This is a genomic window from Azospirillum melinis, from assembly GCF_013340935.1.
GTDB lineage: Bacteria > Pseudomonadota > Alphaproteobacteria > Azospirillales > Azospirillaceae > Azospirillum > Azospirillum melinis.
The window spans coordinates 11,595-28,461 of sequence record NZ_WHOS01000049.1 but is presented as its reverse complement, the minus strand read 5'-3'; the positions used below and the strand labels follow the sequence as shown (position 1 = coordinate 28,461).

The window sequence follows — 16,867 nt, the reverse complement described above, 5'->3', positions numbered from 1 at the left end:
AGACTAGACCGTTTGCCAAGCGAAGCTTTTACCGTGGAGTGTCGCGATTTACCCTAGCGTCTCATTTTTAAGCGCGTCTCATTGTCATGCATGCCCGGCTTCCAGCCGCCCTCCGCCGGGCCGGTCCACAAGATTGACGACCCGGCGGTATTCGGTGGGCGTCACGCCCTGGTGGTTGCGGAAGAAGCGGCTGAAATGGCTGGGGGCGGAAAAGCCGAGCCGGCCGGACACCTCGGTGGCGCTCTCCAGCCCGGCGGCCATGGCGTCGATGGCCGCCTCCATCCGCAGCACGTTGAAGTAAAGCGCCGGGGTGATCGCCATCGTCTGCTGGAACAGCCGGAACATGTGGGCGCGCGACAGGCCGGCGGCGGCGGCGACACGGGCGGCGTCGAACTCCTCGCCCAGGGTTCCCCGCATGAACAGGATGGCCTGACGGATGCGGAAATCGCCGGCCGCCGGCGCGGCGTAGCGTGTGCCGCCGAGCGTCCGCCATTCGGAGAAGCGGTCGATGATGGCGATCATCAGGTCGAACAGCGCCTCCTCCATCCGCTCGCCCGACGGGTCGTCATAGAGCAGTTCCGCCGCCATGCGGTCGGCCAGCCGGCGGATGTATGGCGTCAGCTCGCCGCAGGACTGCGCGAAGAAGCCGGGGTTGCCGCTGGCGTTGAGTTCCCGCTGCATCGCGCCGAGCCAGCGCGGCTCGATGTACAGCGCCAGGATCACGGTGCGCGGTGCGCCCGGCTGGTGGGCATAGGAATGGGCCTCCCAACTGTTGACCAGCACCGCGGTGTCGTCGCGCAGCGGATAGAGCTGCTCCCCGACGGCAAAGCGCGTGTCGGCGCCGGATGCCTTGATCAGCACATGGCAATGGGGATGCGCGTGATGGATCAGCGCATTGTCCATGTCCAGCAGGGCGACGCGGCCGAAGCTTCCCTGATGGATGCGCATCGCTTTCGACATGGCTTCCGGTCCCTTCCTGCCCATCGGCGGCGAACGGCCGCCGGAATGCTCTTCAATGGTTTGCTTTACAAGCTAATCGTCGGCGGTCCCCTTTACCAGTTCCATGCGGGCTGAACCCTGCTTCCATCGCCGGCGCGGCCGGTCACCGCGGCATGCGGCTTTGCGGAGTTTGATAGACTTCGCTGAAATGCGTGCGGAACAGACGCATGGCCGGCGTCAGCTCGACCCCCTGTCGCCAAGCGAGGCCGACATCCATCGCCGGAACCCGCTCGCGCATGATGATCGTTTCGATGCGCCGCCCCTCCAGCGACCATGGCCGGTAGACCATGTCGGACAGGATCGTCACCCCCTGGCCGTTGGCCACGGTGGAGCGCACCGCCTCGATCGACGAGGTCCGCAGCCGGACATTGGGGCGGAAGGGCGAGGCGCTCCAGTAACGCGTCGTCCAATGGGCGGCCTCGTCCACGGTCAGCATGATGTAGGGGTACTCGGCGACGTCCTGCAACCCCACGGAATCGAGGTCGAGCAGCCGGTGCCCAGCCGGCACCCACAGGCGCCGCTGGCTTCCGATCAGCGTTTCGGTCGTCAGTTCCGGATTGCTGATGTTGGAGGTCAGGACCACCGCCATGTCGAGCCGGCCGGTGATCAGATTGTCCTCGATCATCTCGCGCGTCAGTTCGTGGATATGGATGCGCAGGTTGGGGTAGCGCCGTTCCAGCCGCTCCAGATGCTGCGGCAGGAAATATCCCAGCACCGTATAGCTGGCGCCGATGGTCAGGCTGCCGGCCACCTCCTCCGCCGTGTCGGCGGGGTGCAGCGCCTCCTCCACGCTCGCCATGATGCGGTGGCTGGCGGCGAGGAAGCGGCCCTGCCGGAGATGATGGCCGGACGGGCCATTGCCGAGATCTACCCGTCTATCGCCCGCAATCCCGGCGAGGTCCTGCTGTGGACCGAGGGGCTGCGGGCCTGGAGAGTCCATGGCGTCGATCTGGACGTCCGCGCCGGCGAAGTGCTGGGCGTCGCCGGCCTCGTCGGGTCCGGCAAATCGCGCAGCTTCCGGGCGCTGATGGGCCTGCTGCCGGTCCAGGCGGTCGGGTGACGGTGCGGGGATGGGATGTCACCGGCGCGGCGGCTCGCGACCTTATGCGGGCGGGCCTCTGCTATGTGCCGCCCGACGGGAAGACCGAGGGGCTGCAACTGGCTTTCAGCACGCGGGACAATCTGGCGCAAGGGGAACTGGCCGGCACGCCGAGCCGCTTCGGCCTGCTGCCCTAGCCTCGCATCCGCAGGCGGTGCGAGGTGACTGCTGAACGGGTCGAGCTTCCGGGCGCCTACCGCGGCCGGGCGGCAGGCCAGCTGTCCGGCGGCAACCAGCAGAAGGTGCTGTTCGGCCGTGCGCTAGGCCACGACTACGACCTCTACATCTTTGACGAGCCAACAGTCAGCGTCGACATGAGCGCCCGCGCCGCCATCTACCGGCTGATCCGCGAACTGGCGGAGACCGGCAAGGCGGTGGTGGTGATCTCCTCCGACCTGCCGGAAACGATGAACCTCGCCCACCACCTGCTGGTCTTCGCCCATGACCGCGTCGCCGCCGAACCGGAGGGCAACGCCATCGGCGAGGCGGCCATCTTTATGCCGTGGGCGGCAACATCAAGGCGGCGAAGCTGTCGGCCATTCACACGGGCCGGACGCTGATCGTGTCCTATGTCCTGTGCGCCCTGATCGCGGCGCTGACCGGCCTGCTGCTGACCGCCCGGGTTGAATCGGGCGAGGCCAATCTCGGCGGAACGCTGGCCCTGGAGTCCATTGCCGCCTGCGTGATCGCCGGCGTGTCGCTGCGCGGCGGTATCGGCCGGGTCGAGACCGTGGTGCTGGGCGCCTTCTTCATCGTGCTGGTGCAGAATGGCATGAACCTCGCCCAGATCGGTTCCTATCTGCAGATGGTGCTTCTCGGCGGGCTGCTGATCCTGGCGGTGATCTTCGACCAGATCCGCTATCGCATGATGATGACCGCCTGAGCCACGTTGCCAGGCACGGCGCCGGCCCAATCCGCGACAAAACCACTTCAGTATCCAAACTGTTACCGGGGCGTTTAGAATTTCTTTAGCGAATCGCTGTGTTATTGCAGTTGCCACAAGCAAATGCAGCGCCGGCGAAAGGTCCCTGATGCCTGACACCCTGAAGGCCGACGCCCCGTCCGCCCCGCTCCTGACCATTCCCGACGCGCTCGCTTCGGAAGCCGCGGCGGTGATGCTCAGCGGCGATCCCGGCGCATTGAAGGCCGTTCAGGGAAAAATGGCGGAGGCCCTGGCCGGACAGGGCCTGCCGGAGGCGTCCGCAGGCACGCTCGTCGATGGCTGGATGCACGACTTCGCCGCCGGGCTCGGCGCGCAGGCGACGCCGGATGCGGCCATTGCCCAGGCGAACCGGATCGCCGCCGGTGCCGCCGCGCGGATGGCCCAGGCAACGCAGGAAGCGGCCTCGCTGACCGGCGAGCAGCGCGTGGCCAGCGCATTGGCGCAAGGACAGGGACACGGAACGGAAGCGCTGACCGAAAAGGGCGTGGCATCCGACCTGTCCGCCGCCCTGTTCAACGGGGTGATGGACCCGCTCGCCCGGCCGGCGGGTGCGGCCGATCCGATTGCCGCCCTGTCGCAGGCCCTGAATTCGCCGCCGTCCCCCACGGTCGCACCGATGGCGGCACCGCTTTCCCCGGCCGAGCAGTTGAGCGCCGCCCTGGCCTCCGGCTCCGGCGTTCAGGAGGCCGTGAAGGCGGTGGGGGCCGGTCAGAACGGCCATTTCGCCGACACGCTGGAACGCGCCCTGTCCAGCGGCGCCGATTCCACCACCGCCGTGACCGCGGCGAAGGAAGCAAGCGCCGACAGCGAGGTTCTGGCCCATTCCACCACGGTCGGACAGTCCGACGGCGCCCGCATGCTCGCCGCCCTGTCCTCCGGCAGCGCCGAAACCCACACCGCCGCGAACGGTGCCGCCTTCGCCAGCGTCCTCAACGATGCCCTGACGCAAGGGGGATCGCCGGATGCCGCCCTCGCCGCGTCGGTCAGGGCGCAGACGGAGATGACCGCCAGCCAGAACGCCGCCGTCGTGCCGCCCAAGCCGGCCGACGCGCTGGTGGCGTCGCTCGCCTCCGGCCGCAATGTCGGCGAAACCGTCAAGTCCTTCGCCTCGGCCGCCGGCATCGACCCGACCGCAGCCGGCGGATTCGGGCAGGCCCTGGGCAGCGCCCTGTCCACGGGCCATGAGCCGTCCGGCGCCCTGGGCGCGGCGCGCCAGGACGTCGCCGCGGCATCGTCCCTGTCGGCCGAGACGGCGAAGGGGGTGAAGGCCGATCCGCTCGTCACGGCTCTCGCCAGCGGACAGAATGTCCAGCAGGCCGTCCAGGCCCTCGGCGGCTCCGGAGCCGCCTTCAGCGCGGCCCTCGGGCAGGCCCTGGCGGAGGGACGGACCGCCGGGCAGGCGCTGGCGGCAGCCCGTCAGGCCGCCGACACGGTCCAGCAGAACACCCAGGCCAGCGAAGTCCCGGTGTCGGCGCAGGACAAGGCGATTGCCGACCTCGCCAACCCGGACAAGGCGGCAGCCCCCAAGGAGGCCGGCGAGACCAAGCAAGCCGCCAAGGACGGGGCCCAGAACAGCGACAGCGCCGACGGCAAGGCCGCCGAACAGGTGGCGGATGCCCAGGCGAAGGACGACGGCGGAAAGGAAAAGGACGGGAAGGACGCCAAGGCAGACGATAAGGCGGCTGACAAGGGCGATGCGAAGGGCGATGCCAAGGAGAGCAACGGCGACAAGGCCGCGCCCGATGCGTCCGCCGATGGAAAGCCGGCGGCACCGGACGCCTCCTCCCCGCCGGCGGCAAAGCAGGCGGCGATGAGCGAGGCCGCCCCCAAGGCCATCAGCTTCGATCTGCCCGGCGCGACGGACAAGGGCACCGCCACGAGCGACGGCGCCACACACTTCGCCGCGTCCACGGATGCGCGGCCGGCCGTTTCCGCCCCGTCGGTGACGAAGGCGCTGAGCACCAGCGATGCGTTCGCCGTCGCGGCGCAGAGCCAGCAGCGGGCGGTGCAGTCGGTGGTCCGTGCCGTCGAAAACGCGTCGTCCGACAGCTCGGGCACCACCACGCCGACCGTTACGCCGATATTGCCCGCCACCCCCACCGTCCCGGCCGAGCACCACGCCGCGGCGCCGACCCTGTCGGCCTCCTTCGACGCGGCGGCTCTGGCGAAAGCGCTGGCGATTGCCGAGGGAACGGCCGCTCCCGCCGGCTTCACCGTCTTCCACCTGATCGAAGCGATGTTCCGGCCCGGCGAGACCGGCAGCAGCGTGGTCGGCGTTGCGGTTGTGGCGAACCAGGGGTCGCAGCTCGGCATCTGGCAGTACAGCGTCGACGGCAGCAGCTGGAGCGCGGTCGGATCGGTTGCCGAAACGGCAGCGCTGGTGCTGCCGGGCAATGCCCTGCTGCGCTTCCTGCCCGCGGTCGGTGCCTCCGGCCAGGCGCCCGCCCTTGAGCTGCGGGCAGTCGGGAACGAGTGGACCGGCGGGTTCAGCGGTGCCGAGCACCGGCTGTTCACGCTCGACGGAACCGGCGGCACCACGCCCCTGTCCGCCGATGTGGGGAAGCTGTCCATCGACGTCACCTCCGTCAACGGCGCCCCGGTGGCGACCGGCGTGCAGGCCGTCCTGGACGCCGTGGCGGAGGACAGCGGCAATCCAGCCGGCGCCTCCGTCACGACCCTGTTCGGCAAACTGTTCTCAGACCCGAGCGATGCGGTGTTCGGCGCCACCGGCGACGGTTTCGCCGGCATCGCCGTGGTCGCCAATCCCGGCAACTCCGCCCAGGGCGAATGGCAGTACTGGAACGGAAGCAGCTGGGTCGCGGTCGGCGCGGCGTCGGACGGCAACGCGTTGCTGCTGTCCGCCGAGACGATGCTGCGCTTCCTTCCCGTCGCGAACTGGAACGGGCAGCCTCCCAGCCTGATGGTGCGTCTGGTCGACGATTCGGCAGGTGCCATCGTCAGCGGCGACCGCGTCGACCTGAAGAGCCTCGGCGTCGGCGGCACCACCCCCTACAGCGTGTCGGCCATCCAGCTCGACACCCGCGTGACCGCCGTCAACGACGCGCCGGTCGCCACCGGAACGACGGCGACGCTGGCGCACATCGCGGAGGATGCCGCCAACCCCACCGGGGCGACCGTCTCCACCCTGTTCGGCGGCCTGTTCTCCGACCCAATCGATGCCGTGGCCGGCGGATCGACGGCGAACGCCTTCGCCGGGGTGCTGGTGGTCGGCAACGCCGCCACGGCGACGCAGGGACTGTGGCAGTACTGGACCGGAAGCAGCTGGGCCGACATCGGCGCGGCAAGCGCCGGCAACGGCCTGCTGCTTGCCGCCGGCACCGCTCTGCGTTTCCTGCCGGCCGCCGACTGGAACGGCACCACGCCGGCGTTGACCGTCCGACTGGCGGACGATTCGCTGGGCGCGATCACCAGCGGCGAGCGCGTCACCGTGACCGCGGGCGGCGGAACCAGCCGATTCAGCGCCGGCACCGTCACGCTGACCGGCGGCGTCGATGCCGTAAACGACGCGCCGGTCGCCAGCGGCACCGCGACAACCCTGCCGGCCATCGCCGAGGATACCGCCGATCCGGCCGGGGCCACCGTCACCAGCCTGTTCGGCAGCCTGTTCTCCGACGCGGCCGACGCCGTGACCGGAGGATCGTCGGCCAACGGCTTTGCCGGAATCGCCATCGTCGGCAATGCGGCGACCGCGACCGAAGGCGTCTGGCAATATTGGACCGGCACCGCCTGGGCGGCCGTGGGCACGGTGTCGGAAGGGTCGGCCCTGGTGGTCGCCGCCGCCGACCGGCTGCGCTTCGTGCCATCGGCCGACTGGAACGGCACCACCCCGGCCCTGACCGTCCGGCTGATCGAACAGGGCGCCGGCACCACCGCCACCGGCGGCCATGTCGACCTGACACACGGCGTCGGCGGCAGCACGGTCTACAGTGCCGAGACCATCGCCCTGACCGGCAGCGTCACGCCGGTCAACGACGCCCCGCAGGTCACCGCCGGCACCACGGCGCTGTCGACGGTGAAGGGCGTGGCGGTCGCGGTCACCGGCCTTTCGGTGTCGGACATCGACGCCGGCTCGACCCCGCTGCTGGTGACCTTGTCAGCCGGACACGGGACGCTGACGCTCGCCGATGGCGGAACGGACGCCGTCATCACCGGCAACGGCACGGACACCGTCACCATCCGGGCGACGCTCGCCACAATCAACGGCCTGCTGGGCGCCACCAACGGGCTTCTCTACACCGCGACTTCCTATACCGGCGCCGACAGCATCCATGTCCTGGTCGACGACCAGGGCGGTGGCGGCGCCGGCGGGCCGCTGACCGCCAGCGCGTCCGTTGCCGTGACGGTGGCGCCGCCGAACGCCTCCCCGGTCCTGGCCGACACCGATCTCTCCCTCTCCGTCGCGGCCGAGGCCCTCGCGGCCCCCACGACGGGAACCGCGGGCATCGCCGTATCGACGCTGGTCGGCCTGAACGGCAGCGGCCCGGCGAATGTCACCGACGGCGACACCGGTGCGGTCACCGGCATCGCGCTGGTCGGAACCAACGAAGCCTACGGGCATTGGTGGTTCTCGACCGACGGCGGTTCGACCTGGAGCCTCGTCGGCACCGTCAACGACAGCGATTCCGCCCTGCTGCTGCGCTCGACCGACCGGCTCTATTTCCAGCCCAACGCCTCGGTTCCCGGCACCATCAGCGGTGCCCTGACCATCCATGCCTGGGACCAGACCAGCGGAACCGCCGGCAGCAAGGTGACGATGGACACCAGCGCGGGCAGCGCCTTCTCCACCGCGACCGACAGCGTGACGCTTCACCCCGGCGTGCTGATTCCGAACGGCTCCTTCGACAACGGCTTGACCGGCTGGACCTACACCGGCGGCGTCACCGTCGGCACGACCGGCGACGGCCACGAGGCGACGCTCACCTCGGCGAGCGGCCAGACGCCGACCCAGCTGGAGGATTTCCTCGGCCTCAGCCATGGGTCCATCGCCAGCGCGACCGGGACGGTGCCGTCCGCCGGCCATGCGATGAAGCTCGGCACGACCGTGACGGTGACGCAGGACACGACGCTGACCTTCGACTGGTCCTTCACCTTCACCGACAACGCCTCCTACCACGACTTCGCCTTCGTCAGCGTCAATGGGGTGGTGACGCTGCTGGCCAAGGAGGCGAGCGCCAGCGGCAGCTTCAGCGTCGTCGTCGCGGCCAATAGCACCCTGTCGCTCGGTTTCGGTGCCTCGGACACCGGCGACAACAGCGTCAACCCGATCCTGCGCGTCGACAACATCAAGCTGACGACGGTCGCCAGCGATCCCATCGTGCTGGACATGACCGGTCACGGGCTGGCCCTGCGGCCGCTGTCCGACGGCGTCCATTTCGACGTGACCGGCGACGGCGTCGCCGACAGCACCGGCTGGATCGGGGCCGGCAACGCCCTGCTGGTGCAGGACAGCAACGGGAACGGACGGATCGACGACGCGCACGAACTGGTCTCCGAACAGTTCGGCAGCGGCTTCAACAGCAGCCTGGAGGCGCTCGCCTCCCTCGACCGCAACCATGATGGCCGCCTGGACGCGACTGACGAGGCCTTTGCCACCCTGAAGGTCTGGCAGGATGCGAACGGCGACGGCGTGAGCCAGGCGACCGAGTTGCGCGGACTGGCGGAAGCCGGCGTCCGCTCCATCGCCACCACCGCGAGCCCGAGCGACGCCACCCTGGCCGGCAGCCGCATCCTCGGCACCACCAGCATGACGATGGCCGACGGCAGCAACCATGCGGTGGCCGGTGTGGCCTTCGACGTGAAGGCCGCCTCCGCCGCACAGGTTCAGGTCCAGCCGCAGGCGATAGCATCTGGCACCAACTTTACGGCTCTGCTGACGTCAGGCTTAGGCTTGCCTGCGGAAAGCACAGTTGTACCGCAGGACGCTTTCTCTCATTTGTCGGATTCGACTGCGGCATCTCACGTCTTCGATCAGCATCATCTACAAAACGCCGATACACAAAGCGTGCATCATATCACAACACCCTAATGCGACTGACAGATTTAGAGGATTTATTAGGAATTTGAACACTGTTTTGTCTTAAAACCCCATAAGGGTTGTCGGCTATGTTCGCCGGTGTCGCAAGCCCCTAAGCTTTGGTCGATGGCGATCCCCAGGACCCCTATGCATAGATTTTTTCTTTCTGCTGCGGCCCTGCTTCCGCTCATCGGCTGGGGTGCGCAACCTGTGTTTGCGTCGCCGCGTGAAGACGTGGTCTCGCTGATCGGCAAGGCGACGGAAACGCATGACCGGCTGAGGGGGGCGGAGGCTGCGGCCGAGTCCGCCCGCAACGCACTGCGGATCAGCCATGGCGGCTGGTACCCGTCGCTCAGCCTGTCGGCCAACGGCGGGCGGGAGACCACCAACAAGCCGGCCGGCCTTCCCAACACCGACCTGAACGCCAAGCAGCTGTCGGTGCGCGCGACCCAGCTGATCTGGGATTTCGACGCGACCAATGCCGATATCCGGCGGGCGCAGGTCTCCGTGGTCCGCGCCGACATCGCCGTGGAGCGCACCCGCCAGGAACTGCTGGTGGAAGGATTGAGCGCCTACGCCACCCTTGTCCGCGCCCACCGGCTGCTCGTCTTCTCCCGCCAGTCGGAAGACAACATCCGGCGGCAGACCGGCCTGGAAGAGGTCCGCCTTCAAGAAGGCTACGGCTTCTCCACCGATGTTCTCCAGGCCAAGAGCCAGCTTGCCGGCGCCCAGGCCCGCCGTGTCGCGGCGGAAGAGGCGATGCAGACGGCCCTCAGCCGCTTCCAGGCCTATTTCGGCCATGTGCCCTTCCAGCTGGACGGCGCCGAAGTGCTGGCGATGACCAAGGCCGCGCTGCCGCTGTCGATGGACGCGGCGGTGGACGAGGCGCGACGCCACAACCCGCGCCTCCAGGAACTTGCCCTGACCACGGCCGCCGCCCAGGAGGCGGTGGCGTCGGTGCGCGGCCGCACCCTCTATCCGCGGGTCGAAGGCTATGTCGAGCGCAACATCAAGAGCGATGTCGCCGGCCAGCCGGGGCGGCAGGACGAGCTGCTGTTCAAGCTGCAGGTCACCTTCTCGCTGAACACCGGCCTGACCGCGATCAACAGCGTCCGCCTCGCCGAGGCCGACCTGCGCGCCGCCGACGCCAACTGGGCCGACCAGGAACGCACGGTGCTGGAAACCGTCCGCAACAGCTGGAACCGGCTGGAGAGCGCCCGCTCGCAGGTGCGGCTGCTGAACGATCAGGCCAGCCTCGCCGCCGGCTTCCTCGATGTGGCGCGGGCGGAGCGCGAATTGGGTTCGCGGTCGCTCATCGACATCCTGTCGGGCGAGACGACGCTGATCAACGCGCGCAGCGATGCCGCCGCGGCGGAGACGGAACTGGTTCTCGCCGGGTACCGCCTGCTCGCCGCCATGGGGCGCCTCACCGCCGCCGACATCCAGACCAAGCCGATGCCGAAACTGGCGGCGATGGGGCGTGGCCTGTTCGACGGCTCCGGCAAGACCGAGCCATCACCTCCCGCCAACAGAGACACCAAGCGCAAGCGCGGAAAGGGAGACCAGCAATGACCGGCGGCGCCATCGGACTGCTGCTCCAGCGGCTGCGCTCCAACCTGCGGCTGACGACCCGCGTCTTCGCGGCCTCGCTCGCGGCCAACCTGCTCGGCCTCGCCTCGTCCTTCTACACCATGCTGGTGCTGAACCGGTACGTGACGCACGGCGTCGATTCCACCCTGGCGGCACTGACCGTCGGGGTCGTGCTGTCCATCGCCTTCGAACATCTGTTCCGCCATGTCCGCCTCGGCATCGCCGGCCGCATCGGCCGTGCCGAGCATGAGCGGCTGGCGACCGGTGCCTTCGGCATCCTGCTGACCGCACGCAGCGGCGCCGGCTCGGCGGAGGGCGACGCCGCCCGGCGCGAGGCGATGCGGGCGCCCGAGCAGATCGACGCGGCGCTCGGCTCCGCCAATCTGGCGACGCTGTTCGACCTGCCTTTCGCGCTGGGCTTCATCCTCGTGGTGGCGCTGGTCTCCTGGCCGCTGGCGGCGATCTGCGTGCTGTTCACCCTGCTGTCGATCGCCGCCGGCCTGCTGGCCCAGGCCGACATGCGGGCGGTCGGCCGCGATCTGGCCCAGGCCGGCGCCGATGCGCAGGGTCTCGTCACCTCCGCCATCGTCGGCCGCGACGCGGTGGCCCTGTTCGGCGGCGCCAAGCCGCTTCTGGGCGACTGGCAGCGCGCGGCGAAAACGCTCCGGAGCTTGCGCGAACGCATGTCGATGCGCCAGGGCCGAGCCCAGTCGATGGCGCAAAGCCTCCAGGCGCTCCAGGGCGTGGCGGTCATCGCCACAGGGGCCGTGCTGGTGGTGCGCGGCGAGCTGGATGTCGGTTCGCTGATCGGCGTCAACCTGCTGGTCGGCCGGGCGCTGGCTCCCTTCACCCGGCTGGCGCAGATCGGAGAATCGCTGGCGATGGCCCGGCAGGCGCAGAGCCGGCTGGAGCAGTTCGCCCGCACGGCGGTGGAGCCGCCGACCGGCACCAGCCTGCCCCGCTATAACGGCACACTGGAACTGCGCGACCTGACCTACACCCCGGCGGGGGCGGTCACCCCGCTGCTGCGCCGCCTGTCCCTGTCGGTGCCCGCCGGCAACATTCTGGTGCTGAAGGGGCGGAACGGCTCGGGCAAATCGACGCTGATCCGCCTGATCGCCGGGCTTGCCGATCCGCAGGAGGGCGCCGTCCTGGCCGACGGCGTCGACATCCGCAAATTCGCCCCGCTCTGGTGGCGCCAGCAGACCGGCTATCTGCCGCAGGAGCCCGTCTTCCTCAACCGGACCATCCGGGAGAACCTGCTGCTCGCCAACCCGCGCCTGTCGGAGACGGACTTGCAGGCCGTCCTGCACCGCGCCGGTGCCGAACGCGCGGTGGCCGACTGCGCCCGGGGGCTCGACACGCCGCTGCGCAACTTCGGCCAGGAGCTGCCGGTCGGGCACCGGCGCCGGCTGGCGCTCGCCCGCGCGCTGGCTGTCGGCGGCCGGCTGATCCTGCTGGACGAGCCGACCGACGGTCTCGACGCCGAAGGCACCGCCGTCGTCTACCGCACGCTGATCGAGTTGGCGCGCGCCGGCCACACGGTGGTCATCGCCTCGCACGATCCGCGCATCCTCCAGGGCGCCTCGCTGGTGCTCGACCTCGATCAGTCGCAGGATTTGGCCATGAGCCGTGACCCGGCCGGACTGGTGGCATCATGAAGCCGCTTCCCCTGCTGACCCGCAAGCGGGCCGCCAGCCCCACCCTGCCCCCCGGCCTTTCCCCCAGCCTTAACCTGGGCGCAGCAGCAGCGGCACCGGCACTGCCCTTCGCCACCGCCACGGCGCCGGAGAGCGAAAGCCGCTTCGGCGACGGGCTGTTCGCCGTCAGCATCGCCGCCTTCCTCGCCGCGCTGGGCTGGGCCTCCATCGCCGAGCTGAACGTCTCCAGCAGCGCACCCGGCGACGTGGTGCCGCTGGCCTACAACCAGTCGGTCCAGCATTTCGAAGGCGGCATCGTCCGCGACATCCTGGTGCAGGAAGGCGATTCGGTGAAGGCCGGGCAGGTGCTGGTCGAACTGGACCAGACCAAGACCCGCGCCGACCTGGAAGAGCTGCGCCTGCGCCTCGGCTCCCTCTCCGCCGACATCGCCCGGCTGGAGGCCGAAGTCACGCGGCGCGACAGCATCGACTTTCCCGAGACGCTGACCCGCGAGCGGCCGGATCTGGTGGCGCAGACCCGGGACCTGTTCCGCGCCCGGCGCGACCGGCTGGCCTCCGACATCGACATCCAGCGCCAAGACATCGTCCAGCGCGAGCAGCAGATGGCCGCCGTCCGCGCCCGCATCTCCGGCTCCCAGGTGGCGCAGGGGCTGATCCGCGAACAGCTGTCGATCAGCGAAAGCCTGCTGAAGCGCGAGATCACCAACCGCATGAAGCATCTGGAGCTTCTGCGCGACGACGCCCGCATCACCGGCTCCATCGCCGAGGACCGCGCCACCCTGGCCCAGGCCGAAGCGGCCCTGGCGGAGGCGCGCAGCAAGCTGGTGTGGATCGGCCGCAAGTACGAGGAAGAGGGCCGCAACGCGCTAGACGAGGCGCGGCGCAACCACAATGAACTGTCGCAGCGGCTGACCCGCTATCAGGACAGCCTGGACCGCTCCAGCATGCGGGCGCCGATGGACGGCATCGTCAAGACGCTGGCCGTCTCCACCAAGGGCGCCGTCGTCAAGGCCGGCGAAACCGTGGTGGAGCTGGTGCCGCGCGACGGCAATCTGGTGGTGGACGCCCGCCTGCCGGTGCAGGACATCGGCTATGTCCGCGCCGACCAGCCGGTGGTGGTGACGCTGGCCGGCAGCGACGCCTCGCGTTTCGGCCATATCGAGGGGCGGGTGCGGACGATCAGCCCCGACACGCTGCTCGATGCCAACAAGCAGTCCTACTACAAGGTCCGCGTCGAACTGCCGGTGACCCGCTTCGATTATGGCGGCAAGACCTACGAGCTGTTCCCCGGCGTGCGGGTGACCTGCAGCATCCTGACCGGGCGCCGCACGATCCTCGACTACGTCTTCTCGCCGGTCCTCAACGGCCTCCAGCATACGATGCAGGAGCGGTGAAGATGGCTGCGATCACAAGACTTATCCCTCCCCCGAGGATCCCCCGATGCTGAGTTCGCTCCAGCCCCGTTCCCGGCAGCAGCCGCTGCGCTGGTCGCGCATGACCAAGAAGGCGCGCTTCGCCCTGATCCTGGCGGCGGCGATGCTGGTCACCGTCGTGGTGTCGCTGGTGGTGCGCGCCGGCTTCCTCGGCGAACGCGCAGGGGAGCCGCTGGCGCTCGCCGTGGTGGGACCGCTGAGCGGACCTGACGCGGCGCTCGGGCTGGCGCTGCGCAAGGGTGCGGCCTTGCGGGCCGACACCATCAACGCGGCCGGCGGCATCGGCGGACGCCCGGTCGAGGTCAGGCCCTTCGACGACGAGGGCGACAAGGGCAAGTCGCTGGAGATCGCCCGGCGCATCGCCAACGACCCGGCAATCGTCGCGGTGGTCGGCCACACGCCGGACGCCACCGACAGCGCCGCCGCCATCTATGCGCAGAAGAAGATCCCGCTGATCGCGCCGCGCCCGCTGGTCCGCCCGACGGACGGCACGCCCAGCCCGTGGCTGTTCAGCATCGGCTTCGACCGCACCCACGAAATCCGCTTCCTCGCCAACTATGTCCGCAACGTGGTGGGCGAGCCGACCGTCGCCATCATCCGCGAGGACAGCGAGCAGGCGGCGTCGCTTGCCGGCCAGTTCGACAGCATCCTCCAGCGCTTCGGCACCAAGCTGGTCAACCAATGGACCTACGCCCCCGGACGCGGCGGGGCCGGTGCCCTGCCGGCGCTCGCCCAGGCGGTGAAGGAGCGGATGCCGACCGGCGCTATCGTCGTCATCGGCTCGGCGGTGGACAGCGCGCGTGTGGTGGTCGCCCTGCGCGACGTCGGCGTGCGCAATCTGATCGCCGGCAGTTCGGAGATGGCGACCGCCGCCTTCCGCACCGAGATCGTCGCCCAGACCCAGGCGAACCCCAAGGCATTGACGCCGGAGGCCTACGGCCATGGCCTGCTGGTCGCCTCGCCCGTGTTGTTCGACACGGCGAACGAGCGGGCGCAGCGCTTCTACGGCCAATATGTCAAGCGCTTCAACGCCGTACCCGACTGGGCGGCGGCGCTGGGCGCCGACGGCGTCGACCTGATCGCCGGCGCCATCGCCGCGGCCCCCGTGGGCGCCGGCAAGCCGGACGGCGATACGCTTCGTCTTGCTATCGCCGGCCATGACCGTGCCGAGACCGCGGTCCAGTCGACTGCCGGAACCTGGACCTTCGACGCCCGCGGGCAGGCGACGCTGCCGGTGATGATGGCGACCTACAACGGCCTGAACCCGGTGGCGGCGCTGACACAGCTGCAGCCGATCCGCGAGGCCGGCGTCTCCAACTTCCTGGAGGAGGTGCAGCGCGGGCGGGCGCTCTACGTCAACGACCGCTTCATGTACAAGACGGACGTCATCTACACCGGCGTCCAGCTGCACGAGATCCGCGACCTCAATCCGGACGCCAACGAAGCGACGCTGAGCCTGACCATCTGGTTCCGCTACCGCGGCGCCTTCAACCCGGCCGACGTCGTCTTCACCAACGCGGTCAAGCCGGTGGAACTCGGCAAGCCCTACCGCGAGGAGCGCGGCGAGGTCACCACCTACGTCGCCTACCGGATCGAGGGGCGCTTCTCGCTGAACTTCTCCGACCAGAGGCCGCCCTACGGCAGCCATTCCGTCGGGGTCAGCTTCCGCCACCGGACGCAGAACCGGAACACGGTGATGTTCGTCACCGACGTGCTCGGCATGTCGCTGGTGAACACCAACGACTTCGTGGAAAAGCTGAAGGCGATGGCCGCGGCGGAGACCGCTTCGGCCGCCGATCTCAGCCTCGCCGACCGCTTCCGCCGGGCACTGGAAGGGGAGAGCGAAAGCTCCACCCTGCTCGACCAGCTGCGCGCCAAGCGGGTGCTGGCCCCGTCGCCGGGCTGGCGGCTGTCGCGCGCCTGGATCTCCCAGGACGTCACCAGCGTCAGCAGCGAGGGCGATCCCAACTATGTCGGCTTCGGCCGGCCGCAGCCGGACTTCTCCCGCGTCGATTTCGGCGTCGTGGCGACGCCCGATGCGCCTGCGGCGCGCGACTTCATCCACCGCGACTTCTTCGTCTACATCGCCATCTTCAGCGCGGTGCTGGCGGTCTTCGCCGCCGTCATGGACCGGCGCGACCGCGGCCAGTTCTGGAAGATCCAGACGCTGTTCATGCGCATCCTGTCCTGGCCGCTCCTGCTGATGTCGGCCGGCAACATCGTGCTGGACCAGGCGGTGGCGACGCTGCCGGCAAGCGGCATCGCCATGGTGGTGAACGGCATCAACGTGCTGTGGTGGATCGTGCCGGCCATCCTGGTCGACCGCACGATGGAACGCTTCGTCTGGACCCCGCTAGAGATCCGCACCCAGCGCCGCATCCCGGCCATCGTCCGCCGCTTCTCCACCCTGATCGTCTTCGGCTTCGCCGGCTGCGGCATCATCGCCTTTGTGCTGAAGCAGCCGATCACCAGCCTGCTGGCGGCCTCGGGCCTCGTCGGCATGGTCATCGGCCTCGCCATCCAGGCCAACATCGCCAACGTCTTCTCCGGCATCATCCTCAACATCGAACGGCCGTTCCAGATCGGCGACAGCATCCAGATCACCGACGTCGTCCGTGGCGTCGTGGTTGACATGACGTGGCGGACGGTGCGGGTGCGCAACGTCGCCGGCTTCATCGTCGCGATGCCGAACGCCAAGGTGTCGGAAGCAACCGTGGTCAATTTCAGTTCGGTCGAGCGCGTTTCGATGAAGCTGGAATATTTCGCCGACGCCAGCATCGACCCCGGCCACATGGGCGGCCTGCTGACCACGGCATTGCGCGCCACCGACCGGGTGATGCCGAGCGACACCGGCGGGCTGCCCTTCGTCCGCTATGACGGCTTCCGCGCCGTCAACGGCCAGTGGCTGTGCAAGTACAACCTGTTCTTCTGCGTCAAGGACCACGAGGCCAGCTTCGCCGTGCCCGAACTGGTCTGGCGGTCCGTCTACCGGACTCTGGCCGACGCCGGCATCGACCCGACCCCGCCCGACCTGCTGGAGGCGGGCGCCGCCGCCGCGGTCGTCACCGCAGCCATCCCGCACGCGACCGTTCCGGCATGAGCAGGAGC

General features: G+C 69.3%; 11 protein-coding genes. 9 read left to right on the top strand and 2 right to left on the bottom strand.

Annotation, left to right across the window (positions count from 1 at the left end):
* Positions 1-84: 84 nt before the first annotated feature.
* The gene (locus tag GBZ48_RS26910; protein ID WP_174473836.1) at positions 85-960 is read right to left on the bottom strand and encodes an AraC family transcriptional regulator; all 876 of its coding nucleotides are present in this window, start codon (positions 958-960) and stop codon (positions 85-87) included.
* 142 nt (positions 961-1,102) lie between these two features.
* Entirely contained in the window at positions 1,103-1,798 is a 696-nt protein-coding gene (locus GBZ48_RS26905) for a LysR substrate-binding domain-containing protein (RefSeq protein ID WP_246307485.1), read from the bottom strand.
* Positions 1,799-1,804: 6 nt separating this feature from the next.
* Between GBZ48_RS26905 and GBZ48_RS36475 the strand changes: the two genes are divergently transcribed.
* From GBZ48_RS36475 to GBZ48_RS26870, 9 genes are all read left to right on the top strand, one after another.
* Positions 1,805-2,059, top strand: a complete 255-nt coding sequence (locus GBZ48_RS36475) for a hypothetical protein (protein WP_246307484.1) — start codon at positions 1,805-1,807, stop codon at positions 2,057-2,059.
* Positions 2,056-2,235 (top strand): hypothetical protein, encoded by a 180-nt coding sequence (locus GBZ48_RS36470; RefSeq protein WP_246307483.1) that lies wholly within the window; start codon positions 2,056-2,058, stop codon positions 2,233-2,235. The genes GBZ48_RS36475 and GBZ48_RS36470 overlap by 4 nt, the downstream gene beginning before the upstream one ends.
* Positions 2,236-2,259: 24 nt before the next feature.
* Positions 2,260-2,658, top strand: a complete 399-nt coding sequence (locus GBZ48_RS36465) for an ATP-binding cassette domain-containing protein (protein ID WP_246307482.1) — start codon at positions 2,260-2,262, stop codon at positions 2,656-2,658.
* On the top strand, positions 2,601-2,981 hold the full coding sequence (locus tag GBZ48_RS26895) for an ABC transporter permease (protein ID WP_343049686.1): 381 nt from the start codon (positions 2,601-2,603) through the stop codon (positions 2,979-2,981). The genes GBZ48_RS36465 and GBZ48_RS26895 overlap by 58 nt, the downstream gene beginning before the upstream one ends.
* 148 nt (positions 2,982-3,129) lie before the next feature.
* A complete protein-coding gene (locus GBZ48_RS26890) occupies positions 3,130-9,087 on the top strand; it encodes a hypothetical protein (protein ID WP_174473835.1) in 5,958 nt (1,985 codons plus the stop codon).
* A gap of 198 nt (positions 9,088-9,285) precedes the next feature.
* The gene (locus GBZ48_RS26885) at positions 9,286-10,647 is read left to right on the top strand and encodes a TolC family protein (protein ID WP_343049685.1); all 1,362 of its coding nucleotides are present in this window, start codon (positions 9,286-9,288) and stop codon (positions 10,645-10,647) included.
* Positions 10,644-12,326: an ATP-binding cassette domain-containing protein gene (locus tag GBZ48_RS26880; protein WP_174473834.1), complete on the top strand. Its 1,683-nt coding sequence runs from the start codon at positions 10,644-10,646 to the stop codon at positions 12,324-12,326. The genes GBZ48_RS26885 and GBZ48_RS26880 overlap by 4 nt, the downstream gene beginning before the upstream one ends.
* Entirely contained in the window at positions 12,323-13,720 is a 1,398-nt protein-coding gene (locus GBZ48_RS26875; RefSeq protein WP_174473833.1) for an HlyD family type I secretion periplasmic adaptor subunit, read from the top strand. The genes GBZ48_RS26880 and GBZ48_RS26875 overlap by 4 nt, the downstream gene beginning before the upstream one ends.
* Before the next feature lie 46 nt (positions 13,721-13,766).
* Positions 13,767-16,859 (top strand): ABC transporter substrate-binding protein, encoded by a 3,093-nt coding sequence (locus GBZ48_RS26870; protein WP_174473832.1) that lies wholly within the window; start codon positions 13,767-13,769, stop codon positions 16,857-16,859.
* Positions 16,860-16,867 lie beyond the last annotated feature (8 nt).